The 26301-nt window shown below is 63.9% G+C and carries 21 protein-coding genes; 6 read left to right on the forward strand and 15 right to left on the reverse strand.

The window, feature by feature from the left end:
• Positions 1 to 9: 9 nt before the first annotated feature.
• The 12 genes from DOM33_RS07115 to ffh all read right to left on the reverse strand — a co-directional run bounded on the left by DOM33_RS07115 (position 10) and on the right by ffh (position 13194).
• Positions 10 to 621 carry a YitT family protein gene (locus DOM33_RS07115; protein ID WP_110667123.1) on the reverse strand — a complete coding sequence of 204 codons (612 nt, stop codon included), beginning with the start codon at positions 619 to 621 and terminating at the stop codon, positions 10 to 12.
• Between the two features lie 228 nt (positions 622 to 849).
• The gene (locus tag DOM33_RS07120; RefSeq protein ID WP_110667125.1) at positions 850 to 2667 is read right to left on the reverse strand and encodes a single-stranded-DNA-specific exonuclease RecJ; all 1818 of its coding nucleotides are present in this window, start codon (positions 2665 to 2667) and stop codon (positions 850 to 852) included.
• A gap of 8 nt (positions 2668 to 2675) precedes the next feature.
• Positions 2676 to 4064, reverse strand: coding sequence for a threonine synthase (gene thrC, locus DOM33_RS07125; protein WP_110667127.1), 1389 nt, complete (start codon positions 4062 to 4064; stop codon positions 2676 to 2678).
• A gap of 173 nt (positions 4065 to 4237) precedes the next feature.
• On the reverse strand, positions 4238 to 5554 hold the full coding sequence (locus tag DOM33_RS07130) for a homoserine dehydrogenase (protein WP_110667129.1): 1317 nt from the start codon (positions 5552 to 5554) through the stop codon (positions 4238 to 4240).
• Between the two features lie 240 nt (positions 5555 to 5794).
• Entirely contained in the window at positions 5795 to 6541 is a 747-nt protein-coding gene (locus DOM33_RS07135) for a DsbC family protein (RefSeq protein WP_110667131.1), read from the reverse strand.
• A 2-nt stretch (positions 6542 to 6543) separates the two neighbouring features.
• Positions 6544 to 7431 (reverse strand): site-specific tyrosine recombinase XerD, encoded by an 888-nt coding sequence (gene xerD, locus DOM33_RS07140; protein ID WP_110667134.1) that lies wholly within the window; start codon positions 7429 to 7431, stop codon positions 6544 to 6546.
• A gap of 122 nt (positions 7432 to 7553) precedes the next feature.
• Entirely contained in the window at positions 7554 to 9197 is a 1644-nt protein-coding gene (locus DOM33_RS07145) for a hypothetical protein (RefSeq protein WP_110667136.1), read from the reverse strand.
• A 283-nt stretch (positions 9198 to 9480) separates the two neighbouring features.
• Positions 9481 to 9837 (reverse strand): 50S ribosomal protein L19, encoded by a 357-nt coding sequence (gene rplS, locus DOM33_RS07150; protein ID WP_110667138.1) that lies wholly within the window; start codon positions 9835 to 9837, stop codon positions 9481 to 9483.
• Between the two features lie 110 nt (positions 9838 to 9947).
• Complete coding sequence (gene trmD / locus DOM33_RS07155) at positions 9948 to 10712, reverse strand: tRNA (guanosine(37)-N1)-methyltransferase TrmD (protein WP_110667140.1); 765 nt, start codon at positions 10710 to 10712, stop codon at positions 9948 to 9950.
• Between the two features lie 84 nt (positions 10713 to 10796).
• Complete coding sequence (rimM, locus tag DOM33_RS07160) at positions 10797 to 11345, reverse strand: ribosome maturation factor RimM (RefSeq protein WP_110667142.1); 549 nt, start codon at positions 11343 to 11345, stop codon at positions 10797 to 10799.
• 12 nt (positions 11346 to 11357) lie between these two features.
• Complete coding sequence (rpsP, locus tag DOM33_RS07165) at positions 11358 to 11609, reverse strand: 30S ribosomal protein S16 (protein WP_110667144.1); 252 nt, start codon at positions 11607 to 11609, stop codon at positions 11358 to 11360.
• Between the two features lie 139 nt (positions 11610 to 11748).
• Entirely contained in the window at positions 11749 to 13194 is a 1446-nt protein-coding gene (gene ffh / locus DOM33_RS07170) for a signal recognition particle protein (protein ID WP_110667146.1), read from the reverse strand.
• Between the two features lie 322 nt (positions 13195 to 13516).
• Here ffh and DOM33_RS07175 point away from each other — a divergent pair, with 322 nt between their 5' ends.
• Together DOM33_RS07175 and DOM33_RS07180 are read left to right on the forward strand one after the other, a co-directional pair.
• Entirely contained in the window at positions 13517 to 14320 is an 804-nt protein-coding gene (locus DOM33_RS07175; RefSeq protein WP_110667148.1) for a cytochrome C assembly family protein, read from the forward strand.
• Positions 14321 to 14398: 78 nt separating this feature from the next.
• Positions 14399 to 15682 (forward strand): HlyC/CorC family transporter, encoded by a 1284-nt coding sequence (locus tag DOM33_RS07180; RefSeq protein WP_110667150.1) that lies wholly within the window; start codon positions 14399 to 14401, stop codon positions 15680 to 15682.
• Positions 15683 to 15980: 298 nt separating this feature from the next.
• On the opposite strand, the gene DOM33_RS07185 is transcribed toward DOM33_RS07180, so the two are convergent.
• Complete coding sequence (locus tag DOM33_RS07185) at positions 15981 to 17882, reverse strand: MFS transporter (protein WP_239495282.1); 1902 nt, start codon at positions 17880 to 17882, stop codon at positions 15981 to 15983.
• Positions 17879 to 18493: a TetR/AcrR family transcriptional regulator gene (locus DOM33_RS07190; protein WP_110667152.1), complete on the reverse strand. Its 615-nt coding sequence runs from the start codon at positions 18491 to 18493 to the stop codon at positions 17879 to 17881. Before DOM33_RS07190 ends, DOM33_RS07185 begins: the two co-directional genes overlap by 4 nt.
• Before the next feature lie 282 nt (positions 18494 to 18775).
• On the opposite strand from DOM33_RS07190, the gene DOM33_RS07195 reads away from it, so the two are divergent.
• Together DOM33_RS07195 and DOM33_RS07200 are read left to right on the forward strand one after the other, a co-directional pair.
• Positions 18776 to 19456, forward strand: coding sequence for an SOS response-associated peptidase (locus tag DOM33_RS07195; RefSeq protein ID WP_110667154.1), 681 nt, complete (start codon positions 18776 to 18778; stop codon positions 19454 to 19456).
• Between the two features lie 69 nt (positions 19457 to 19525).
• Positions 19526 to 22423, forward strand: coding sequence for an insulinase family protein (locus DOM33_RS07200; RefSeq protein ID WP_110667156.1), 2898 nt, complete (start codon positions 19526 to 19528; stop codon positions 22421 to 22423).
• A 151-nt stretch (positions 22424 to 22574) separates the two neighbouring features.
• Here the strand turns inward: DOM33_RS07200 and ttcA are convergent, their stop codons facing one another.
• Positions 22575 to 23429 (reverse strand): tRNA 2-thiocytidine(32) synthetase TtcA, encoded by an 855-nt coding sequence (gene ttcA / locus DOM33_RS07205; RefSeq protein WP_110667158.1) that lies wholly within the window; start codon positions 23427 to 23429, stop codon positions 22575 to 22577.
• A gap of 820 nt (positions 23430 to 24249) precedes the next feature.
• On the opposite strand from ttcA, the gene DOM33_RS07210 reads away from it, so the two are divergent.
• Together DOM33_RS07210 and DOM33_RS07215 are read left to right on the forward strand one after the other, a co-directional pair.
• A complete protein-coding gene (locus DOM33_RS07210; RefSeq protein WP_110667160.1) occupies positions 24250 to 24510 on the forward strand; it encodes a DUF4212 domain-containing protein in 261 nt (86 codons plus the stop codon).
• Between the two features lie 6 nt (positions 24511 to 24516).
• On the forward strand, positions 24517 to 26298 hold the full coding sequence (locus DOM33_RS07215) for a sodium:solute symporter family protein (RefSeq protein ID WP_110667162.1): 1782 nt from the start codon (positions 24517 to 24519) through the stop codon (positions 26296 to 26298).
• Positions 26299 to 26301 lie beyond the last annotated feature (3 nt).

Here is a 26301-nt window from a genome sequence, read left to right on the forward strand (position 1 = left end):
CGATCATCTTCAGCTACGGCTGGTACCGGCATAGAGCCCGGGCCGGTGATTGATCGTCAGGATCACCCCCAGCACCACGGCACCGATGATCGAATAGATCACGTTGGCCACCGGCAACACCGCGAACGCCGCCAGCATGATCAGCCCGTCCAACGTGAGCTGCACCTTCCCTGCCGGCCAGCCGTAGCGATCCTGCAGATAGACGGCGAGAATGTTGAAGCCGCCGAGGCTGCCTCGATGGCGAAAGAGAAACAGCACCCCCAGCCCGATCAGGCTGCCCCCCACCAGCGCCGCGAAGAGCGGCTCGACCTCGCCGATATTCAGCCATGTCGGCAGCATCCAGGAGATCCACGAGAGCAGGCTCACCGCAAGAAACGTCTTCAACGTGAACTGATGGCCGATACGGCGCCACGCCAGCCAGTAGAACGGCAGATTGATGACGAAGAAGACCGGGCCGAAGCTCGCGCCGGTGGCATAGGTGATCAGAAGTGCCATGCCGGCGGTACTGCCGATGAGGATCTCGGCGTGATGGTAGAGCGCAAGACCCAGCGCGGCGCAGGACGAACCCAGAATGATGGCCAGACCGTCCTCGTAGGGGCGGTGACGCTGCGTGGTTTCCATGGAGCAACCCTTATTGTCGTGCCGCTGGATAAGCGGTCGTTATCGCAGTGGGCGCTTGTGGCGCCTCGGGCAGGATTATAGCGGCAAGCCGGTACGCGCGGAGACCCGAAAACGGTGAGCGCGACGAGAAACGATCGAGGCGGGATGATCGAGCGCGCCAGGCGCCCGATGACAGTCAAGCCGAGATTGGCTGTCGAGGGTCAAGGTGCCGGTGGCGCGTGGCGGAGGTTAGAGCCGCTCGGCGTGCTCGACCATCAGCTGCAGCGACTCGCGCCCCTTCCAGCGGTTGCGCGAGAGCTTGAAGGCGCAGCGCACCCGATCGCCAAGCGCGATGGGGGCGGCCTCGCCGGGATTGAGGGCGCGGAACCAGATCGCCCGACTGACCGCTCGGCCGAGGGAGAGTTCGAGCATCAGGTGGTTGCCCTCGGCCCCCACCGGGCGCAGCTGCTCGACGAGAAACGTCGCCTCGAACAGCGGCGCATCGAATTCGCGACCGTAGGGCGCCAGCGTCTCGAGCTCGTCGAGAGTGCCAAGCTTCAGCTGCTCGGCGTCGAGTTCGCCGTCCGTCCACACCACCGGGAAGAGCTCGCGCCCGCCGAGCTGCTCGTCGACCGCCTGTCGGAACGTGCGGGAGAACGTCTCCAGCTCCATCAGCGGCACGCCGACACCCGCCGCACCGCGGTGACCGCCAAAGCGCGGCAGGCACTCGGGGGCCAGCTCGAAGGTGCGCTGCAGCGCGTCGCGCAGGTGCAGCGCCTCGATGGAGCGTCCGGAGCCGGTGAGCATCTCCGGCGCGGTGGCCGGGGTCAGCACCACCGTCGGCCGGCCGAAGGACTGCACCAGCCGCGAGGCGACGATGCCCTGCACCCCGGGATGCCCTTCGGGCAGATGGATCACCAGCGCCGAACGATTCTCTTCCAGCTGGCCCGAGGCCTGACGTCGGGCCTGCTCGACCATGTCTGCCTCGAGCGCCTTGCGCGACTGGTTGTCGTCATCGAGCACCTGGAGCTGGCGACGCGCGACGCCGTCGTCGGCGGCGAGCATGAAGTGCAGCGCCGCATAAGGGTCGTCGAGGCGCGAGCGGGCGTTGATGCGCGGCCCCATCTGGAACGCCAGCGTCTCGGCGTCGAACGGCGTGCTGTCGGCACCGAGGCGCTCCGCCATCACTCGCCAGCAGGGCGCTTCCATGCGGTTGATCAGCTTGAGGCCATAGACCACCACCGCGCGGTTGGCGGCACTCGCCCCCAGCGAAACGCAGTCGGCCACGGTGCCGAGCGCCACATAGGAGAGCCAGGGCGAGAGCTTGGGCGTCGACGAGGCCAGCACGCCCTGCTCGATCAGCACCGAGCGGGTCAGTGACATCACGAGCCATGCGACCATGCAGCCGGCGATGGTCTTGTCCGGGTACGGGCAGTCGCTTCGCGTCGGATTGACGGTGGCGTAGGCCGAGGACGGCGGCCCCTCCAGCGGCAGCGCGTGGTGATCGGTGACGACGACGTCGATACCCGCTTCGCGAAGGCGGGCAATGCGTGGCTCGTCGGAAGAGCCGCAGTCGGCGGTGACCACCAGGGTCGGGCGTGGCGACAGCGCGAGCGTGCGCTCGACCAGCGGCAGGCTGATACCGTAGCCGTCGTTGATGCGGTGACCGATCAGACTGTGGATCCTCGACGACGGGACGCCGAAAAGTTCGGTCAGCGCCCGTAGCATCACCACGTGGGAGGTGATGCCGTCGACGTCGTAGTCGGTGAGCACGCCGATGTGCTCGCCCTCGCTGACGGCGCGGGCGATGCGCTCGGCGCTTTTCACGCCGTCGGCGAGTTTCTCTGGATGGCTGAGGTAGCGAAGCGCCGGCGCGGTCAGCGCCTCCAGCGGCCCGTCGTGTCCGTGCAGGCGCCCGGCGAGGATGCGCGCCTGCAGTTCGGAGAGTCCGAGGTCGAGACCGCGCCGATAGAGCGCCTCGTCCCGCGGGCGGGCCAGGATGCGTCGCCGGGCGGGGTCGCTGGACGCCGCCGTCGTGTCCGGTTGGGGGAAGCCGCCGTCGTCCATGCCGCGGCTCAGCGCCGGTGCTCGGCGACGAATGCCTGCACCGCACCGAGCTCGGCGGGCAATACGCTATAGCGCTCCTCGCGCTCGAGCAGGTCAGCCATGTGCGCCGGCAGCGCCGCGCCGGTAAAGCCGGCCTTGACCACCGCTTCGGCGAACTTCGCCGGGTGCGCCGTTGCCAGGGTAATCATCGGCGTCACTGCATCGGCTCGCGCCTGCTCGGCGGCGCGGTAGCCGGTCGCCGTGTGCGGATCGAGCAGCTCCTTGGTGCGGTGATGCGCGTCGCGAATCGCCTCGAGAATCGCGTCGTCGTTGACGCTAAAACTGGCGAAGCGCTCTCGCAACGACGCCAGCGGCGCCTCGGCGAGCACCGCGGGTTCGCGCTGGAAGCGCTCGAGCAGCTCGCGGACCGAGTCACCGTCGCGACCGTAGGCGTCGAACAGCAATCGCTCGAAGTTCGACGACACGACGATGTCCATCGACGGCGCCAGCGTCGCAGCCAGTTCACGCTTGGAGAAGTCGTTGTCGGCGAGCGTGCGGTGGAGAATGTCGTTGGCGTTGGTGGCAATGACGAACTGCTTCACCGGCAGGCCCATCCGGGAGGCCATGTAGCCGGCGAAGAGATTGCCGAAGTTGGCCGACGGTACGCAGAAACTCACCTCGCGGTGCGGCGCGCCCAGCGCCACGCCGGCGGCGACGTAGTAGACGATCTGGGCCATGATGCGTGCCCAGTTGATCGAGTTCACCGCCACCAGCCGGGCGCCGTTCAAGAACGCCTGGTCGGCGAAGCTCGCCTTCACCATCGCCTGGGCGTCGTCGAAATTGCCCTCGATGGCGACGTTGAAGACGTTGTCCGCCAGCACCGTGGTCATCTGCCGGCGCTGCACTTCGGAGACGCGGTTGTGCGGATGGAGGATGAAGATGTCGAGATTGTCGCAGTGGCGGCAGCCCTCGATGGCCGCGGAGCCGGTGTCACCGGAGGTCGCGCCCATGATCACCGCCCGCTCGCCGCGCTTGGCGAGGAAGTGATCGAGAATGCGACCGAGCAGCTGCAGCGCCACGTCCTTGAACGCCAGCGTCGGGCCGTGGAACAGCTCGAGCAGGAAGTGGTTGGCATCGAGCTGATTGAGCGGCACCACGGCATCGTGGGTGAAGGTGGCGTAGGCCTCGTTCACCAGCGTGCGGAAGGTGTCGTCGTCGATTTCCCCGCCGACGAAGGGCTTCATCACCCGAAAGGCGATCTCGGCATACGACAGCCCCGCCATCTCGGCGAGTTCCTCGTGGCTGAACTGAGGTACCGTCTCCGGCACGTAGAGGCCGCCATCGACGGCCATCCCGGTGAGGACGACTTCCTCGAAGCTCAGCGCCGGTGCCTGCCCGCGCGTACTGATGTATCGCATGTTTCACTCCGTGAGTGGCGAACCTCGAGCCGCGAGCTTCGAGTCGCCGTCCTGCCGGTATCACTGCTCGCGGGTGTCATCGTGCCGATGCCCGTCCCTAGCGCGGACCGGCCTGCATCCTGACTCGTGGTCCGTCGCTCGTGACTCGTAACTCGTAACTCGTGATTAAAAGCCTATTCCTGCTCGTCCAGCGACTCGACGCGAATGCGCGTCACCGCGCCGGCGACATCCGCCAGCGACTCGAGCTGACGAATCGCCTCGTTCATGTGCTTCTCGCGGGTGCGGTGGGTCATCAGGATGATCGGCACCAGCTCGCCTTCGGTGGCCTCTTTCTGGATGATCGCTTCGATCGAGATGCCCTGCTCGGCGAGAATGGTCGCCACGCGCGCCAGCACCCCGGGGCGGTCGACCGCCAGCAGACGCAGATAGTAGGCGGTGACGATCTCCTCCATCGGCAGGATCGGCAAGGCGTTGGCCTCGTCGTGGATCCCGCTGAAGGCGAGATAGGGTACGCGGTAGTCGTGATCGGTGGCGATGTTACGAGCGACGTCGAGCAGATCCGCGACCACTGCCGAGGCGGTGGGCTCGGCGCCGGCGCCAGCGCCATAGTAGAGCGTGGGGCCGACGGCATCGCCCATCACCGCGATGGCATTCTTCACGCCGTGGACGTTGGCGAGCAGGCGCTCCTTGGGGATCAGCGTCGGGTGAACCCGCAGCTCGACGCCGCTGTCGCTGCGGCGGGTGATCCCCAGATGCTTGATGGTGTAGCCAAGATTGTCCGCCTGCTCGACGTCGTCGAAGGTGATGCGAGCGATGCCTTCAGTGTAGGCGTGATCGAACTGCAGCGGCACGCCGAAGGCGATGGAAGCGAGAATGGTGAGCTTGTGCGCGGCGTCGATGCCCTCGACGTCGAAGGTCGGGTCGGCCTCGGCATAGCCCAGCGCCTGCGCTTCGGCGAGCACGTCCTCGAACGCCCGCCCCTCGTCGCGCATGTGCGTGAGGATGTAGTTGCCGGTGCCGTTGATGATACCCGCGAGCCACTGGATACGGTTGCCGGCAAGCCCCTCACGCAGCGACTTGATCACCGGGATACCGCCCGCGACCGCCGCTTCGAAGGCGACGATGACACCCTTTTCGTGGGCGGCGCGGAAGATCTCGTTGCCATGGACGGCGATCAGGGCTTTGTTGGCGGTGACGACGTGCTTGCCGTTCTCGATCGCGGTCATCACCAGCTCGCGCGCAACATCGTAGCCGCCGATCAGCTCGACCAGCACGTCGATATTCGGGTTGCGCGCGACCTCGAAAATATCACTGGTGATCTTGATTCCGGCGGTATCGCAGTCGGGATTGTCACGCCGCGCCCCGACCTGCTCGATGACGATGGGGCGGCCGGCCCGACGCGCAATTTCATCGGCGTTACGCGTCAGCACGTTGAAGGTGCCGCCGCCGACGGTGCCCAAGCCGCAGAGTCCCACTCTCACCGGATTCAAGATGACGCTCCTTGCATTGATTGAAACTGATCTGTCGTCGTCGAGACCGACGCGGGTCGTGACCCGGTTCGCAACGGTCGACGATCGATTTTCCAGGCCGGTCGACCACGCCGTGTCGACCGGGCCGAACCGCCCTTCTCACAACGCCCCGAGCCTTGCCCGGGCGTTCAGGGGTCGGTCACGGTAGAAAGCCCCCAGGAGCTTGTCAAGCGCCCGCGTGGCGCGGGTCGAGAGGCGGCTTCAGTCGCTGCGACCGTCGAGCTCGAGCATTGCCGCCAGGCGTTCGACGGGTAGATACCCCGGCACCATCTTGCCACTGGGAAAGATGATCGCCGGCGTGCCCTGAATGCCGGATTCGACACCCAGGCCATACTGCTCGGCAATCGGTGCATCGCAGTCGTCGGGCACCTCGATCGTCTCCCCGCGGAACGCGGCGCTCATCGCCTCGGAACGATTGTCGGCGCACCAGACGCCGGCCAGCTGACGGGCGATCTCGGAGTTCGGCCCCATGCGCGGAAACGCCAGATAGTCGACCTCGATCCCGCGCTCGTTGAGCTCGGCCATCTCCTCGTGGAGCTTGTGGCAGTAGGGACAGGTCGGGTCGGTGAAGACGGTCAGACGCGCCTTGATCTCGCCGGCCGGCTTGTAGATGACCCGCTGGTCGTCGGGAACCGCCGCTACCTTCTCCTTGCGCCGCGCATTGGCCGCCTGCTCGGTGAGATTGACCATTCCCGATTCGGCGTTCTGATAGAGATCACCCACGACGAGATACTCCCCGTTCGCATCCGAGTAGAGCGTGTTGCCCCCCTTCAACCGCACTTCAAACAGCCCGGGCATTGGCGACTCCTCGATCGCCTCGATCGGCAGCGGCTGTCCGCCTTTCGCATTCAGCTTGTCGGCGAGATCCGCCGGGGGTTCGGCCAAGGCGCCGGTGGAGAGCGTCATGCCTGCGAAGGCGAGTACAGAAAACAAGGAACGACGAATCATCTTCAACCTCTGGGGTGATGTTGGGCATGCAGCGCTTCGAGCCGGGCCTGGGCCACGTGGGTATAGATCTGGGTGGTCGACAGATCGCTATGCCCCAGCAGTAGCTGTACGACACGCAGATTGGCGCCATGATTCAAAAGATGGGTGGCGAAAGCATGTCTGAGCGTATGCGGCGACAGCGGCTTGTCGATGGCGGCGAGTTCGGCGTAGTGCTTGAGACGATACCAGAAGGTCTGACGCGTCATGAATCCGTCGTTACGACCGGGAAAGAGCGGGGGGCGACGGATGTCGCTCATCAGCTCGTTGCGCCCCTGACGCAGATAGCGCTCGAGCCACGCCAGCGCCTCCTCACCGAGGGGCACCAGCCGCTCCTTGTCGCCCTTGCCGCGGATCAGCACGACACCCTGGCGCGGATTGACCGCGCTCACCGTGAGCCCGACCAGCTCGGAGACGCGCAGCCCGCAGGCGTAGAGCACTTCGAGCATGGTGCGATCCCGCAGGCCGAGCGGCGTCTCGACGTCGGGGGCGTTCAAGAGTCGCTCCACCTCGGCCTCTTCGAGGGTCGAGGGCAGCGAGGGATGAACACGCGGCGGCTCGATCTCGGCGAGCGGATCGTAATCGATCAAACCTTCGCCGAGCGCCCAGCGGTAGAATCGACGCAGACAGGAGAGCGAACGGGCGATGGAGCGGGCGTGGTGGCTCTCCCGACGCGCTTCGACGAAGGTCACGAGCGTCTGATCTCCCGGCGCGAGCAGTCGCTCGCCCCGCGCGTCGAGATAGCGCATCCAGGTCAAAAGGTCGTGGCGGTAGGCGCTCAGCGTGTGTTCGCTGGCACCGCGCTCGAGCCAGAGGGCATCGAGAAAGGCATCGCGCCGATCGGCATCCGTCATGCGAGGGCTCGCTCTATTCGTGAAAAATCAGTCGAGATCCTAAAACTTCTCATGATAGCGTGCCGCAGCTGCCTAGCTTTTGATGCACGTCGACGGGCGTCGTTCGATCGTCAAAGCCAGACTCATGACGACCCGCAAAGCGAGATATCTGGCAACGATTCAGATGCCGCCTCGGCATATACGCCGAGAGTGACAGCGAGCGAAGCGAGGGGCATCTGGCGAACACGTCCCCCCGCTTCCAAATGGGCTCGAACCTCTCCAATCCGCTCACTCGCAATACCAAACCTCTTGAGCTCGGGGAGAAAGTATTGCGCATCATCACGAAATCGTTGCGAGACTGACTCGCGCAACGTTTTGTGTTCGGAGGGGCTTTCCGGCTGTTCGAAGGCGCCATAGATCCTGGGTTCCGGCACATCACCTACAGAATCGACTCTACCGGAAAACGGGCAGGATGCCCTTACTCTGTGACTGAAGAACTTATCAGGAGTGTCGAAAGGGATATTGGTGAGATCGGGATCAAGAATGTAGAGCATGTCGTAGAGAAGTTGCTCAGCATTCTGCGCCTCACTACTGAGACCTCGATAGAGTGAGAAGAGTTCACTCGATAGATGCGGGGTCATCAACGGCGAAGTGTATTCGCCAAACCAGTGTACCCCTGTGTGAAAGCGCGAACGCGTGTCAACGTAATGCTGGTCCATCGCCAACGATGTGGAAGGATCGATGTCGCGCTGGAGGAAAAATTCTTTAAACTCATCAGCGACCAGCTTGCCATCGTCTTGGGATGTGAAGGCGCGAGAGAGTATGCGTGCTCGTTTGTCAACACCGTGTCGCCGATAGGAACGGTCCTTAAAATTGCCACCATGGAGTATGTAGCGCGACTGCTCCGGCGAGAGCCCGTGTGGCGTCTGAGCTGGCAAATAAACGCCAAGATAGGCCCGTTGCCATAAAGCATAGGCATCTTCGGTATCACTCGAGCCCCAGCCTCGGTCAGGAAAACCTTTTAGCTTTAGACCGTAATGAGCCGCAAGCTGCTCGGCGATGGGTAAATCCTGAGACTTGCTTTTGTCCGACCGCAACCGAACCGGCAGGGTGGGATCACGCAGTGCGTTGACTAGCCCTAAGTTAAGTCGACTATCCATTCCCCCTGAGACGCCTACGTTGAACTCAACCCCATGAGCCGCCATCGCTTCGAGACGCATCCGGGCCCGCCTGACCCATTGCACCAGCCGTTCAGCGTAATTACTTTCGTCAAGGTCTTTGGGAGCCGGCTCGATCTGCTTTAAAACGGGAGTACCAGCGTGATTTTTAGTGATCTCAAGATGGCATCCCGCCGGCAAAATCGAGACCCCCTCGATCAACGTATTTAGCGAGAGCGGTTGACCACCCCACATGGACTGATTGCCCGCAAAAAACGACAGTACGCCCGGCCGGTAGAATTTGATGGGGACACCATCTTTTTTGAGCCGGTAAACTAGCGTCAATAGAGAGTTAGAGATGGCCCAGTAGCCATTGGAGCGATAGACGAAAACAGTGTTCTGCGCGAGGTCGTCGACCTTGATGATCGACTTGCGTGCCGTGCTCGCAACAACTAGAAACCGCCCCTCACTCAACCGCTCAATATCGAACTCGGGATTGTCTTTGAGAAAGGAGATAAGACCGCAACTGCCGCTGATGATGTTGTCACCGTAATAGGCAAGACCCAGCATCCGGCTCTCGGGAAGCGTTTCATCACGGGACGTTTGCGTAAATATGGCATCCACGGTCATTGAGTATTCCTTATCAAACTGAATGACGATTCTGCAAATGTGCCGGCAACTCTTTGCACGGAAAGCGATTCTTTCATTTACAATGCCGAGCGTCGATTACATCTGCCGCGGGTATCGCCGTCTAATCATTACGACACGACATAGAGGCCCTCGGTGGATGATGCCGATAACGATAGGCAGCACGAAAGCGAAAACGCAAAGACCCCGCGAGCCTCTCGGCACGCGGGGTCTTCGAAACTGGCCTGTCGGCAGTGCTCGGCGTGGCGTCCGAGCAGAAGCCGACTTAGCCCAGCTTTTCCTTGATACGCGCGGATTTGCCGCTGCGCTCGCGGAGATAGTAGAGCTTCGCCTGGCGTACGTCACCGCGACGCTTGACTTCGATACCCGCAACGATCGGGCTGTAGGTCTGGAACGTCCGCTCGACGCCGACACCGTGAGAGATCTTGCGCACGGTGAAAGCGGAGTTGAGGCCACGGCTACGCTTGCCGATCACCACGCCTTCGAACGCCTGCAGACGCTCGCGGCTACCTTCGACGACCTTGACCTGGACGATGACGGTGTCGCCGGGGGCGAACGCCGGAATCTCCTGGGTCATCTGCTCGTTCTCGAGCGCCTGGATCACCTTGTTCTTGCTGCTCATGTCTTGCTCCTCGTTTGGGGAGGGCCCGGAGGCACTCCGTGATCCCGGCGCTCGGCGGGCCGGCGCGGAATCGGACTCGTGGATGACGCATGCAGGCGAGTCGTCTCGCCTCATGCACCGCCGTCGCGTGCGACGTGTTCATCGATGAATTCGTCGAGCAGACGCTGCTGCTCGCGATCCAGCGTTCGGCTCTCAAGCATGTCCGGACGTCTGAGCCAGGTACGTCCGAGCGACTGTTTCAGGCGCCAGCGGCGAATCATCTCATGATTGCCGCTCAGCAGGACATCCGGCACCTGACGCTCGTCGACCACTTCGGGCCGCGTGTAGTGCGGGCAATCCAGCAGGCCGTCGGCGAAAGAGTCTTCACTCGCCGAATTCTGATGGCCCAGCACCCCAGGAACCTCTCGCGACAGCGCGTCGATCATCACCATCGCAGGGAGTTCACCGCCGCTGAGCACGTAGTCACCGATCGACCACTCTTCGTCGATGTCGGCTTCGACCACGCGCTCGTCGATGCCTTCGTACCGTCCCGCCACCACGATCAAGCCATCCCGTGAAGCGAGCTCCCGGGCGCCGGCCTGATCGAGCCGGCGACCCTGCGGCGACAGGTAGATCACCGTGGGTCGATGCCCGGCTTCGAGCGCGCCGTTTTTGGCATCGGCGATGGCAGCACGAAGCGTGTCTACCTTCATCAGCATGCCGGGGCCACCGCCATAGGGCCGGTCGTCCACCGTGCGATGTCTGTCCGTGGCGTAGTCCCGCGGGTTCCAGAACGCCATGTCGAGGAGACCTCGATCCACGGCACGTCCCGTCACGCCGTGTCGCGTTACGGCTTCGAACATCTCCGGGAACAGGGAGACGACACCAATCCACACGGTAAAGCGACTCCTAACCCTTGGGCTGACGACGACGCCATGTTGCCGCGACGTCTCGACCGATGCCGAACATTCAGGCGACGCTTAGAATTCAGGATCCCAGTCGACCGTCATGACGCCGGATTCGAGATCGACCGCGACGATCACGTCGCCGGGCAAAAACGGCAGCAGCCGTTCGCGATCGTCGTAACCGCCGGTCACCGGCTTCACGACCAGAACGTCATTGGCGCCGGTCTCGAACAGATGATCGATTCGGCCAAGCTGAAGCTCGTCCCGGGTGTGAACCTCGAGACCCTCGAGCTGGTACCAGTAGTACTCGTCACTGTCGAGTTCGGGTAACGCCGTCTTGTCCATCAGCACGTCGGCCCCGGCCCACTGCTCGGCCAGCTCCCGCGTGTCGATGCCTTCCAGTCGCACCACCAGCGCCTTGCCCTGAACGCGTGCATCGAGAAGCTTTCGCGTCTCGTGCTGCCCGCGCAACGAGAGATTCCACGCGGGATACTCGAAGAGATTCTGGGCGGGGCTGGTGTACGAATAGACCTTCAGCCAACCTTTCACGCCGTGCGGACTGGTCAACCGACCCAGCAGAACGTGCTGCGTATCGCTGGCGTTGTCTTGAGCCGCTTCGGTCATGATGGGATCGCTTCAGGCCTGGGCCTTGCGTGCTTCCTTGACCAGCTCAGCAACGCGCTCGGACATCTGCGCGCCATGAGACTGCCAGTGAGCGATACGGTCGAGGTCGACGCGAAGGCGCTCTTCCTGACCGCGAGCGATCGGGTTGAAAAAGCCTACGCGTTCGATGAAACGACCATCGCGAGAAACGCGCGAATCGCTTACCGCCAGGTGGTAGAAGGGACGCTTCTTGGCGCCACCACGTGCCAGACGAATGGTAACCATTGCGTTGATAATCCTTCGGTTAAGTTGATCTTTACGCCACGGATTCGAGTCTTGCCGGGCATACGCCCGAGACGAAGACGCAGCATTCTACGGAAAAGGCCGCGTCAAGGGAACCTTTAACTCGCGGCGAGCGCTCGGCTCAGCGCCTGGGAAAGCCGCCGCCGCCCATGCCGCCGGGGCCACCCATACCGCCGCCGCCCATGCCGCCGGGACCCCCCATTCCGCCGGGGCCACCGGAGCCGCCGCCCATCATGCCGGACATACCGCGCATCATTTTCTGCATGCCACCTTTCTGTCCGGCCTTCTTCATCATCTTCTGCATCTGCTTGTGCTGCTTGAGCAGACGGTTGATGTCCGGCACCTGGAGACCTGCGCCGGCGGAGATACGGCGCTTGCGCGAACCGTTGATGATCTCCGGCTTCTGGCGCTCTTTCGGCGTCATCGAGTTGATCAGCGCTTCGAGCTTGCCGAATTCCTGCTCGGCGCCCTTGCTCTGCGCCATCTCGGCCATCTGACCCATACCCGGCATCTTGGACATCATGCCGCCCATGCCGCCCATCTTCTTCAACTGCTGGAGCTGATCGCGAAAATCCTCGAGATCGAAGCCCTGACCCTTCTTGACCTTCTTGGCGAGACGTTCGGCCTTGCCCTTGTCGACGCTACGCTCGGCTTCCTCGATCAGCGAAAGCATGTCGCCCATGCCGAGGATGCGCGAGGCGACGCGATCCGGATGAAACGGCTCGAGCGCATCGACCTTCTCGCCCATACCCATGAACTTGATCGGCTTGCCGGTGATGTGACGTACCGACAGCGCCGCCCCGCCGCGGGCGTCGCCGTCCGCCTTGGTGAGGATCACGCCGGTCAGCGGCAGCGCATCGTGGAAGGCCTTCGCCGTATTGGCGGCGTCCTGCCCCGTCATGGCATCGACGACGAACAGCGTCTCTTCGGGCTGGATCGCGCGATGCAGGGACTGAATCTCCTCCATCATCGCCTCGTCCACCGCCAGACGGCCGGCGGTATCCACCAGCACCACGTCGTGGAACTGGATCTTGGCGTGCTTGATCGCCGCTTCGGCGATTGCCACCGGCTGCTGGCCGCTGTTGGAGGGGAAGAAGTCGACGGAGACCTCTTTCGCCAGCGTCTCGAGCTGGTCGATGGCGGCCGGCCGATAGACGTCGGCGGAAACCACCAGCACCTTCTTCTTCTCGCGCTCACGCAGGTACTTGGCGAGCTTGGCCACCGAGGTCGTCTTACCCGCCCCCTGCAGGCCCGCCATCAACATCACCGACGGTTTGCCCTTGAGGCTCAACGCCTCGTTGGCCTCGCCCATGATCGACTCCAGCTCCTGCTGGACGATCTTGACGAACTGTTGACCCGGCGAAAGGCTCTTGGAGACTTCCTGCCCGACGGCCCGCTCGCGGACTCGGTCGACGAAATCCTTGACCACGGGGAGCGCGACATCGGCCTCGAGCAGCGCTCGCCGAACCTCGCGCAGAGTATCCTTGATGTTGTCTTCGGTCAGACGCGCCTGGCCCGTGACCGACTTGAGCGTCTGCGACAGGCGATTGGAGAGACTTTCGAACATGGAACGCTCCGGGCAGCAATGCCGGACGCCGCTGGGTTCGAGGGTGCGAGCGCGGCGTCGCTGAAAAGAATGTGGGCGGCCATTATACGCGCGCAATCGCCCTGGCTCCATGCAGCGGCGAAGCACACTCGCGATGGGGTTGGGCGAGGCTCCGGCAATTGGGTATAGTAGCCGACGAAACGCGAGTCTTTATCATTCGGTGAGGCAGGCCCTCGGACAGGACATGCCCGCTTGCGCGTTCGAACCCGCACTTTACCTGTTTTCACGGCCACGACGGCCTGCGTCACGGCCGTGGTCGATCGCCCACGAGGTCCCAACACCGATGCCGGCGCTCCCCTTCGCCCTTGTCGCTATCGTCTGCTATCTCGCCGCCGGACTCTGGCAGAGCCTGAGTCTCGCCCGCCGCGTCGCCGAACGGCCAAGCTGGGTGCGTGGCGCAGGCCTTGCCGCGCTCGCGTGTCACGGCGTCATTTTGGCGCTCGTCGTCGTCGGCCCCCAGGGGCTACACCTGGGCCTAACCCAGAGCGCGGCGCTTGTGGGGTGGCTGGTCGTCGCGCTGCTGCTGGCGGCGAGCCTGTTCAAACCCGTGCTCAACGCCGGCGTCTGCGTCTTCCCACTGGCGGCCGTGACCATCGTCGGGGCGATCGGCATGCCGAGCACCATGATCGAATCCGGCGTCTCGCCGGGGCTCTACTTCCACATCCTCAGCTCGATCGCCGCGTTTTCGTTCTTCGCCATCGCCTCGGTGCAGGCGGTGCTGCTGGCGTTCCAGCATCACGCGCTCAAGCGCCGCCACACTGGCGGCATCGTTCAGGTCCTGCCGCCGTTGACGCGCATGGAACAGCTGCTCTTCGAACTCATCTGGTGCGGGATGCTGCTGCTGACGGCAGCGATTCTCAGCGGTTTCGTCTTTCTCGACAATCTCTTCGCCCAGCACCTGGCGCACAAGACGGTGCTATCGCTGCTCGCCTGGTTGATCTTCGCCGGCCTGCTGGCCGGGCACCACTATCTCGGCTGGCGCGGACTGAAAGCGGTGCGATGGACGCTGACCGGCGTCGCCGTACTGATCATGGCGTTCTTCGGTACCAAATTCGTGCTCGAATACGTCTTTCACTACAACGCCTAGCGATCCGGTTCGACGGCGTTGACAGCTCGGCCTCGACCCCCTAAAACGATTCGACCACCCCATTAGGAACCCTCCGTCTTGAGTGACGATCTCCCACTCGGCCTGATGCTCGGCCTGCTGTTCGTTCTGGTCTGCCTGTCGGCTTTCTTCTCGAGTTCCGAAACCGGCATGATGTCGATCAACCGCTATCGACTGAACCATCAGGCCACCAGCGGCAGTCGTTCGGCGCGACGCGTGGTGGCGCTGCTCAAGCGTCCGGATCGCCTGCTCGGGGTGATCCTCATCGGCAACAACCTGGTCAACAACCTGGCCGCCTCCATCGCCACCATCGTCGCCATCCATTTCTTCGGCGATGTCTCCGGCCCCGCGATCGCCACGCTCGCGCTGACCATCGTGGTGCTGATCTTCGGCGAGGTCACACCCAAGACCTACGCGGCGATCAAACCGGATCGCATCGCGATGCCGGCCTCGCTGGTGCTTGCCCCGCTACTCAAGGTCTTCTATCCGCTGGTGTGGCTGGTCAATGCCATCTCCAACACCCTGCTGCGCTCGCTCGGCGTCAAGCAGCTCGACGCGGGCAAGGACAATCTCACTCGCGACGAGCTGCGAAGCGTGGTCCACGAGGCGGGATCGCTGATTCCTTCGCGTCACCAGGCGATGCTGCTATCGATCCTCGATCTCGAGAACGTGACGGTGAACGACATCATGGTGCCGCGCCACGAGATCGTCGGGCTCGACCTCGAAGACGACCTCGAAACGCTGCTCGCTCAGATTCGTCAGAGCCAGCACAACCGGCTGCCGATCTACAAAGGCGACGTCAACAACGTCCTGGGCATCCTGCACCTGCGCAATGCGTCGCGCTTTCTGACCAAGCCAGATCTCAACAAGGCCGCCATCGTGCAAGAAGCGCGCGAGCCCTACTTCATCCCCGAGTCGACGCCACTGCACACCCAGCTACTGAATTTCCAGCAGCAAAAGCGCCGCATCGGCGTCGTGGTCGACGAGTACGGCGACGTGCTGGGTCTGGCCACGCTCGAGGACATCCTCGAAGAGATCGTCGGCGAATTCACCACCGATGTCGCCGACACCCATCGCGACATCCATCCCCAGACCGATGGCGGCTACATCATCGACGGCACCGCCAACATTCGGGATCTCAACAAGGCGCTCGGCTGGCAGCTGCCCACCGACGGCCCCAAGACGCTCAACGGCCTGATTCTCGAGCATCTCGAATCCTTTCCCGATGCGCCCGCCTGTCTGCAGATCGGCGCTACCCGCCTCGAGATTCTCGAGATGCGCGACAATCTCATCACCTCCGTGCGCTGCTGGCATCAGAACGTTCGTCGTCTCAGCAGCGAGTGACGTCGACGCACAGCCCTGACGCTCGACGACCCCATGACAGACGCATCGCCTCCAGGCGATTCGAGCGATAGCGATCGAGGTGATCGGCGCGATAGCGACTGAAGCGGGCTATTCGGGCGTGAGAACCGGAAGCTCCAGAGTGGCCGAGCAGAGGGCTCGAGAGGGAGAAAGAAAGAACCAGGAGAGCGAGGCGCTAGCCTCGTCGCGCGACGTGATGCCGGCTTCGATGCGATGACCGGTAGTCCGCAATGGGAGCGCCCCGGTTCGGCGATCCCATCGGCCCGCCCAGGCTCGGCGGCTAGATCGGCCCGCCCAGTCGCTGCGACAGCCGTTCGTCGGCGCGGGACTTGAGTTCGCACACGCGCTGCAAAAGCATCTCCCGCTTCGCTACGCCCGGGGGAATCGGCTCGCCGAAGGAGAGCACGACCCGCGCCCGAAGACGATTCGGACGCTTGGTCAGGGCCTTGCCGTCCTTGTTCGAGGTCCACGACCCCCAAAGCCCCGACAGAGACGCCGGCACTACCGTTACCGGGTCTCGCGCCAGCACCAGGTCGAGCCCGCGGCGGAAGGCGTGAACTTCACCATCGGGACTCAGCCGCCCTTCGGGAAATATCATCACCACTTCGCCGTTGCGCAGCGCTCGGCTCACCTCGTCCAGCGCCCGGCGCACGCCCCCCGGATCTCGGCGATCCGAATCCACCGGAATGGCGCCCGCGATCCGAAAGAACCAGTTCAACCACGGCGTTTCGTAGATCGGCCGATCCATCATGAAGCGAAGCGGTCGCGGGCAGCCGCCGCCGAGCACCAGCGCGTCCATGAAGCTGACATGGTTGCAGACGACCAGCGCCGCCCCGGTAGCGGGCACGTGCTCGCGGCCGCGAAAGCGTAGCCGATAGAGCACGCGGATCAGCGCGAAGATCGCCAGACGCAGCGCGGGTCGCGGGTTGCGTATCAGCACGCCGATTCCCACCAGCAGCGACAGCCAGCCAAGCCCATAGAAAAGCACCTTCAGCGAGAGCGCGAAGACGCTCAGCACTACGATGCCGGTCACGGCCGAGCCGATCATGAACAGTGCATTGAGGATGTTGTTAGCGGCAATCATGCGGGCACGCCGGGCCGGCGGACTCGCCAGCTGCATCAGCGTATAGAGCGGTACGCTGTAGAGCCCGCCGCCCATGCCGATCAGCGCCAGCAGGGTACTCATCTGCCAGAACTCGGTCATCGTCAAAAGCTGGGAAAGCGCCAACGGGTCGCCGGGTATCGCCGGCTGCGCCGCCAGCTCGATACCCGATACACCGATGATCAGCGCCCCCATCGGCACCAGTCCGATTTCCAGGCGCCCCACGGAGAGCCGGGCGCAGAGCAGTGCACCGCCGCCGACACCGAAGGCGAAAGCCCCGAGCAGGAAGCTGACCGCGGCCTCGTCGCCGTTGACGATGTCGCGCACCCAGGCCGGCAGCTGGGTCAGATAGCAGGCCCCCAGGAACCAGAAGAAACTGATACCGAGCAGCGCCAGCCGTAGTCGAGGCTGGCGCAGACCGTCGCGGAGCACGCCAACGGTTCCGGAGAAGGGGCGCCACGCCGCTCGTCCCGGCTCGACCGCCGGCGCCGATGGCACGGCCAGGCTCGCCGCCAGCCCCAAAAGCGCGATCGCCACCAGCGCCAGGGCCACTGTCCCTCGTCCCAGCGAGCCCGGGAGCACGGTGAGCGCCCCCGCCAATAGCGTCCCCAGCAGAATCGACACGAAGGTGCCCAGATTGACCCAGGCATTGCCCCGCACCAGCTCGGTCGCGGCCAGATGCTGCGGCAGGATGGCGTACTTTACCGGGCCGAACAGTGCCGACTGGGTCCCCATCATGAACAGCAACGCCAGCAGCAGCCCGAAGAGTTCGAACCATATCGCCGCCGCTGCCGCGAGCATGGTGGCGAGTTCGAGCAGCTTGAGTCGCCGGATCAGGCGCTGCTTGTCGAGATGGTCGGCAAGCGCCCCGCCCCAGGCAGAGAAGAGAAAGAACGGCAGGATGAAAAGGCCCGCTGCGAGATTGTTGAGCAGCCCCGTGTCCCACCCGTAACGGGGGGCGGCGACGAACGTCAGCAGCAGCAGCAGGACCTGCTTGAAAAGATTGTCGTTGAAGGCGCCGAGCGCCTGAGTCCAGAAAAAGGGTGCGAAACGGCGCTCGCCGAGCAGCCCGCCCGTCACGGCGCGTCCGGCAGATGGCGCAGGCCATTCAGCGTGGTACCGAGAAGCTGATCGATCAGCCCTTCGACCTCCATCGGCTGCCCCTGCCAATACCCGAGCCGATCGTTGAGGCCGAGCTGGACCAGACCGTGAACGCTTCCCCACAGGGTACGGGCCATGCGGCGAGCGCTGGCGTCGTCGAGCGCCGGCTGATGGCGCTTTAGCGCGCTCTCGACGCGCACGAAGAGCGCTTCGATGATATGACTCTGGCGCGCGTCGAGCTCGCCCTCTTCGGCCAGCGGGAACTCGAACAGCATCTGCCAGCGGTGCGACTCATGACGGGCGAACTGCCAGTACGCTCGCGCCAGGGCCTTGAGCTGAGGCTCGGGCTCGGTACCCTCGAGTTCCGCGACCGCCGCACCCATGCGATCCAGCGTCTCGACGTTGACGTACTGCAACAGGTTACTGAAGCTGCCGTAGAGCTTGAGTAGCGTACTGGGCGCGCAGCCCACGTCGCGCGCCAGAGAGCGCAGCGACAGGGTATGTACGGGGTTTTCACGCAGCCAAACGTCACAGGCTTCCATGACCTGAGCATGGAGCGCCTCGGGGGCGTGCTGTCGTGGACGAGCCATCGAATCCCTCGCTCGAAAAATAGTCAGCGCCGCCGATTGCCGGGGTGCAGGAATCTTGTTATCGAATTAAAATCGAACAGTGTTTCCAGCATATCTTCTCGACGTGTAAACGCAAGTATCCTCGCCATGCGCTCGGCGGCGCGATCGTCTCTTTGGTCGTAGACCGACGACGGTTGCTCGTCGACCGACGGATGCTCTCATCGGCGATGACCGACGAGATCGATGCCTGGCTCGTCCGGCCTCGACGCTACCGCCCCCACCCGACTCAACCCAGGAGAGCCCATGCCCGGCCGGCTACATATCGACGATTGGACGCGATATTCGGCGCTTCCTCGCATCGAACGCGACGAAGTGCCGACGCTCAGCCCCAACGTCGCCCCGAGAAGCTGGCTCACCCTGCTGCGCTTCGATGCAGGCCGGGTGCTGTTGCGCGACGCCTTCTGGGGCCTGACCCCCTCCTGGCTCAAGGTCCTGGATCATGCGCCGCACCTGGCGCGAGCGGAATCCCTCGACGAGCGACGCATGTTTCGCGACGCCCTCGCCACGCGTCGCTGCGTCGTGCCGGTCACCGGCGTCTATGTGTGGCAGCAGCGCGTTCGAGGCAAGCAGCCCTATCTCGTTACCCATACCGACCGCGCGCCAATGCTGTTGGCGGGACTGTGGACGCGGTATACCCTCGATGCCGGCCCCTCACGGGACTCCTGTGCGCTGATCACGGTCGCCGCGTCGCCCTTCATCGCGCCGCTGAGCGAGCGCTTTCCGGCGCTGATCGACCCCGAGCAGCTCAAGCGCTGGCTCGATCCGGCGACCCCACTGGCCGACGTGAAAGCGCTGATTGCCAGCGCGCCCGAATCGCTGCTGGGGGCATTTCCGGTTTCCAAGGCGATCAACGACCCGGCCGAGCAGGCGTGGGCGAGCGCCTACCCGATCGGCGCGATGCAGGTCTGCCCGCAGGATGCGTGAGCCAAGCCCCACTTCGATCGTTTCCTTTTCATCGCGACGTTTGTCATCCGACTTTTTGCAGGAGTTTTCATGGGCAAGCCGAAGACCGATTCACGCAGGGCGCGCCGCTGGCTGGCGCCTGCCTGTCTGCTGGTAGCGATCGCCGCCGACCAGAGCGCCCTTGCACAGACCCCACAGGTTGCCGCGAGTGCGGACAGCGCCACCGAGACGTCGACGTCCGCCGAGAGCAAAACGCCGATCCAGAGCCCCAACGACAGCCGCGACTACCGCGCGCTGACGCTCGACAACGGCCTCGAGGCACTGCTGATCAGCGACTCCGCGGCCGACAAGGCCGCCGCGGCGATGGACGTCTCCGTGGGCAGCGACTACGACCCCGAAGACATGCCGGGACTCGCCCACTTCCTCGAACACATGCTGTTCCTTGGGACCGAAGGCTACCCCGACCCCGATGGCTATCAGCGCTTCATCAGCCAGAACGGTGGCTCGCACAACGCCTTCACTGCCGCCCAGGACACCAACTATTTTTTCGACGTCGAGCCGGACGCCTTTTCCGAAGCGCTGGACCGTTTCTCCCAGTTCTTCGTCTCACCCCAGTTCGACGCCGACTACGTCGATCGCGAACGCCATGCGGTGAACTCCGAATACCAGGCGCGCCGCGACGACGATGCCCGACGTATCAACGAAGCCCTCGGCCGCGCGTTCAACCCCGCGCATCCCGTCAATCACTTCTCCGTGGGCAGCCTGGAGACGCTCAACGGCGATCGACGACCGCTGCGTCAGGCCCTGCTCGACTTCTATCAGAAGCACTACGACGCCAACGTCATGCACCTGGCCGTGCTCGCCCCCGAACCGCTGGACACGCTCGAGGCCCAGGTACGCGAGCGCTTCGACGCCGTGCCGGATCGTGATCTCGAGGCCCCGCGGGTCGAAGTGCCGCTGACGCGCGACGATGACCTTCCGGCCGAGCTGCGCGTCCAGAGCCTGGAGAATCGCCACACCCTCGAGTTTTTGTTCCCGATCGACGACCCGGTCGATGACTACGCCGACAAGCCTGCCAGCTACCTTGCCAACCTGCTGGGCCACGAAGGGGAAGGCAGTCTGCTGGCGCGGCTACGTCAAGCCGGCTGGGCGGACGGTCTGTCGGCCGGCACGCGCAGCGCCGACGGCCAGAGTGCGCTGTTCGACGTCTCGATCAGTCTCACCGACGCCGGCACGCAGCATCTCGATGCGATCCAGGCGAGCCTGTTCGATCAGGTCGCGCGCATCCGTCGCGACGGCGTCGCGAAATGGCGTTTCGACGAGCAGGCCGCGTTGGCGGAACAGAACTTCCGATTCCAGCAGCGCAGCGAACCGATGCAGACCGTCAGCGCGCTGGCCATGAACATGGCCTACTACCCGCTCGTCGACGTCCAGTACGCCCCCTACCGCATGGACGATTTCGACCCGGATGCCATCGAGGCGATCCTCTCGCGGCTGACGCCCAACAATCTGCTGCGGGTCTACAGCGCCCCCGACGTCGAAGGTGACGAGACGACGACCTACTTCGACGCGCCCTACACGCTGACGCGTCTCGACGGCTGGCCTGCGGCCAATGCTCTCGACGGACTCGGCCTGCCCCAGCCCAATCCCTACATCGCCGAAGATCTGAGCCTCGAGTCGCTCGAGACGACCGGACCCACGGCGCTGGTGGACTCTCCCACCACCGAGATCTGGCATCAGCCCACCAGCGAATTCGGCTCGCCCCGCGTCGAGTGGCGCTTCAGCCTGCAGAATCCGCACGCGGCCGATACGCCGCGCGACGCGGCACTGACCCGCCTGCTCGCGGGCTGGCTCAACGACGGGCTCAACGAGCGGTTCTATCCGGCGACGCTCGCAGGCCAGGAGTTCACGGCCTATGCCCATGGGCGGGGCATGACGCTCGCCTTCTCCGGCTGGCGCGATCATCAGTCACGTTTGATGGAGACCGTGGTCGACCAGATGAAGAACGCACCGATCAGCGAGGCGAGCGTCGAACGCGTCAAGCAGGGCCTGGAGCGCAGCTGGCGTAACGCGCCGCAGGATGCCCTCTACAGCCAAGTGCGTGAGACCTTGAGCGAGGCGCTGATTCGCCCGCAGGCGAGCAGGCGAGCGATGCTCCAGGCGATCGACGACCTCGGCGTCGAGGACGTACGCCGCTATCGAGACGCCTTTCTCGGTGCGCTCTACGTGCAGGCGCTCGCCGTCGGCGATCTCGACGCCACGCTTGCCAAGCGCGAGGGCCTGACGGTCGCCAACGCCCTGGCCCCGACCCTCACTGCCGCCGATATCCCCAGACTGACGCCGCTGGCCGTACCCGCGAATCCGCCACGTCTGCATCCCGAGAGTGCCCGCGGCGACTCGGCGCTGCTGCGCTACCTGCAGGGCTCGGACCGGAGTCGCGACACCCAGGCCAAGCTCGCCGTCATCGGTCAGTTGATCGGCACGCCGTTCTTCGCGCAGCTGCGCACCGACGAGCAGCTCGGCTACATCGTCAGCGCCGGCTATGCGCCGCTGCTCGACGGTCCCGGGCTGATGATGCTGGTGCAGTCGCCGAACACCGCAAGCCGGACGATCGGTGAGCGAATCGATGCGTTTCTCGATGAGTTCGACACCCGCATCGCCTCGCTCAGCGAGGCCGATCTCGCGCCCTACCGCCAGGCCGTACGTCAGGCGCTACTCCAGCGCGACCAGTCGCTGTCGGGGCGCGCCGAGCGGCTGTGGCAGAATCTTGCCTATCCCGATGCGGATTTCGAACGCCGTCGGCATCTTGCCGAGCGAGTCGATGCGGTGACGCTGGAAGAGGTTCAGGCCGCCTGGCAATCGCTTCGCCAGTCGCCGCCGCTGAGCGTGAGCTTCGATGCCGGTGACGACGTCAGCGACGTGGCCGCCGTGACGAGCGGCTTCGAACCGCTGCCGCGTGACGCCGATAGCGTGAGCGGGGCCGAGTAGCCGTACCCGCTGGGCCATCGCGGGAGCGGTGGCTCGATCGCAACGCCAACGGCCCCGGTCAGTCGCAATGCCAACGGCCCCGGTCGGCTTTCGCCGGCCGGGGCCGTTCATCGTCATGCTCGCGGTTGTCGAGTCGGCGCAGGGCGGCGCGTCAGGCTTCGCGGGCGAGCAGGTCGAGGGTATCGATGCGCGTCTCACGCATCTGACGCTGCTTCGCCTCCAGCCCTTCGAAATCGAAGAGCTCGCGGTCGGCGAGCTGCGACGGGGCCACGTTAGTGACCGCCTTGAACATCGTCTCGAGCCTGCCCGGGAACTTGGCCTCCCACTCGGCAAGCATCGCCTTGACGTTCTGACGCTGCATGTTCGGCTGCGAGCCGCACAGATTGCAGGGGATGATCGGGAACGCCATGCGCTGAGAGAACTCGGCGATGTCCGCCTCGCGGCAGTAGGCGAGCGGGCGGATGACGATGTTCTTGCCGTCGTCGGAGAGCAGCTTCGGCGGCATCGACTTCAGCGAGCCCCCGAAGAACATGTTCAGAAACAGCGTCTCGAGAATGTCCTCTCGATGGTGACCGAGCGCCACCTTGGTCGCGCCGATCTCCTCGGCATAGCCGTAGAGCGAGCCGCGTCGCAGCCGCGAGCAGAGCGCGCAGGTCGTCTTGCCTTCAGGGGTCTTCTCTTTTACCACCGAGTAGGTGTCGCGCTCGAGGATGTGGTAAGCCACGCCCTTGGCGTCGAGATACTCGGGTAGCACGTGCTCGGGGAAGCCGGGCTGCTTCTGGTCGAGATTGACGGCGACGAGCTCGAAGTTCACCGGGGCGTTGCGCTGCAGATTCAGCAGGATCTCCAGCATGGTGTAGGAGTCCTTGCCGCCGGAGAGGCAGACCATCACTTTGTCGCCTTCGTGGATCATGCCGTAGTCGATGATCGCGTTGCCGACCTGGCGCCGCAGGCGCTTCTGCAGCTTGTTGAATTCGAGTTTCTGGGTATCGGTAGATGCTTGCATGGTCGAACGACACATAGGGGATATGAAGGCGGCCCTATGCTATCACCCTGTCCCACGGCTTACGATGCCGCGGCGGCGCAGGGGCGCTCCACCCGCCACTGCCGCTTCTCTCATCCCGCTGCGTCCCTCTGACCGGGCGCGCTTGCTTTCGAATGGCGGAGCGCCCCGCTTTCCCTGCCGTGAAGCGTGAGGAAACGCCAGCAAGACGGCGCGCGACGAGGGTCACACCCGCGCTACCAGACGCTAACGACGTCGGCTTGCGCCTTCGTTCTTTCGCTGAAGACAATGCCCATCCAGGGACCTGTTCTCCGGAAGGGTGACGAGCATTAACGACGTCATCGTCGGCGCTTAAATCCGACTATTCGGCCTCTATCGATCGATGGCTACTGCGACGTTGTCCCCATCGAATCATTCGATAACTCAATAAAAGCACACTACCGACTAGCGCCTTTCATGGCGGATTGACACACAGTCGCATGCTCGTCCCGATCTTGTTTGTCTCAATCGATTCAGCCAACCCTGCGCGGCGTTTTTTCGCATCAACGCTCGGGCGATGCGCCCCGCAGGCCGCCGAGTGATTCAGGATGCGCGTCACGATACTAAGGTAGGATTTTTAACTTCTTGTTTCTGCTTCTCAATGTCGCTACCGAATCTTAACCGGCAAGCGTGATCTCAAGCGCTGCCCATGGGTTCACGAGGTGAGAAACGGTTCTAGCCGTTTTTCGACAATAAAAAGCGAGAAATGACCGGTCGATCGCGAGTCTGGTCTCGACACGACCGAACAAGCAGTTCCCATTCGACTGATGCGGAGAACAAGAATATGGCAGATGACAAATCCAACGCTGCTGCCTACTGGAAGGCGAACCTTCGCCTGATAACCGGCTGTCTGATCGTATGGGCGCTGGCCTCCTATGGCTGCGCCATTCTGCTGCGCCCCTTGCTTGCCGGCATCGCCATCGGCGGCACGGACCTGGGCTTCTGGTTCGCACAGCAGGGATCCATTCTGGTCTTCATCGGATTGATCTTCTTTTATGCCTGGAAAATGAACCGGCTGGACAAACAATTCGGTCTCGGGGAGTAATCCGGCATGAGTCAATTCGCGATCAATGTTCTCTTCGTCGGCGGCTCCTTCGCCATCTATATCGGCATTGCGATCTGGGCCAAGGCCGGGTCGACCAAGGACTTCTACGTCGCCGGCGGCGGCGTGCATCCCATTACCAACGGCATGGCGATCGGCGCCGACTGGATGTCCGCCGCTTCGTTCATCTCGATGGCGGGCATCATCGCCTCGGCGGGCTACGGCGCATCCACCTTCCTCATGGGCTGGACCGGTGGCTATGTGCTGCTGGCGCTGCTGCTGGCGCCGTACTTGCGCAAGTTCGGCAAGTTCACGGTGCCCGAGTTCATCGGTGACCGTTTCTACAGCCGGTCGGCGCGCATGGTCGCGGTGATCTGTCTGATCGTGGCGTCGCTCACCTACGTCATCGGGCAGATGGCCGGTGCCGGCGTTGCCTTCTCGCGCTTTCTCGAGGTCGACGCGACGACCGGCCTGATCATCGCCGCCATCGTGGTGTTCTTCTATTCGGTCCTCGGCGGCATGAAGGGCATCACCTACACCCAGGTGGCGCAGTACGTCGTGCTGATCATCGCCTATACCATTCCGGCGATCTTCATCTCGCTGGAGCTGACCGACAATCCGATTCCCCCGCTCGGCCTGTTTTCCGATCACAGCGCCTCCGGCGAGCCGCTGCTGGCCAAGCTCAACGAGGTGGTCGCCGCGCTGGGCTTCAATGAATACACGGCAATGGTCGACAACAAGCTGAACATGGTGCTGTTCACGCTGTCGCTGATGATCGGTACCGCGGGTCTGCCGCACGTCATCATGCGCTTTTTCACGGTCCCCAAGGTCGCCGACGCGCGCTGGTCGGCCGGCTGGGCGCTGGTGTTCATCGGTCTGCTCTACTTGACCGCCCCCGCCGTGGCTTCGATGGCGCGCCTCAACCTGGTGACCACCATCTATCCGGACATGGCCGCCCAGGTGGAAAACTACGAAGATGCCACGGCCAACCCCATCGCCTACGCGGACCGTCCCGAGTGGATCCGAACCTGGGAAGAGACCGGGCTGATTACCTTCACCGACAGGAACAACGACGGCAACATTCAGCTCTACAACGACGCCGCAGACTTCGCCGACCGCGGCTGGCAGGGCAACGAACTGGAGGTCAGCAACGACATTCTGGTGCTGGCCAACCCCGAGATCGCCAATCTGCCCGGCTGGGTCGTGGGCCTGATCGCCGCGGGCGGCCTGGCGGCCGCGCTCTCCACCGCGGCGGGCCTGCTGCTGGCGATCTCTTCGGCGATCAGTCACGACCTGATCAAAGGGGCGATCAACCCGAGGATCACCGAGAAGGGCGAGCTGCGCGCCGCGCGCATCTCGATGTCGGTGGCGATCGTCGTTGCCACCTATCTCGGCGTCAATCCGCCCGGATTCGCCGCCCAGGTCGTGGCACTGGCCTTCGGTATCGCCGCCGCCTCGCTGTTCCCGGCGCTGATGATGGGAATCTTCTCCAAGCGGATCAACAACAAGGGCGCGATCGCCGGCATGCTCTCGGGGCTGATCTTTACGCTGGTGTACATCTTCGTCTACAAGGGGTGGTTCTTCATTCCCGGTACCAACAACCTGGAGGACGTCGAGGCCAACTGGGTGCTGGGCATCTCGCCGCTCTCGATTGGCGCCGTGGGGGCCATCCTCAACTTTGCGGTCGCGTATCTGGTATCCAACGCTACCGAGAAGCCGCCGCAGCACATTCAGGATCTGGTGGAGAGCGTGCGCTATCCCAAGGGGGCTGGTGTCGCGATCGACCACTAAGCG

Origin of the sequence: Salinicola halophilus (assembly GCF_003206155.1) — a bacterium.
In the GTDB taxonomy this organism is placed as follows: domain Bacteria; phylum Pseudomonadota; class Gammaproteobacteria; order Pseudomonadales; family Halomonadaceae; genus Salinicola; species Salinicola halophilus.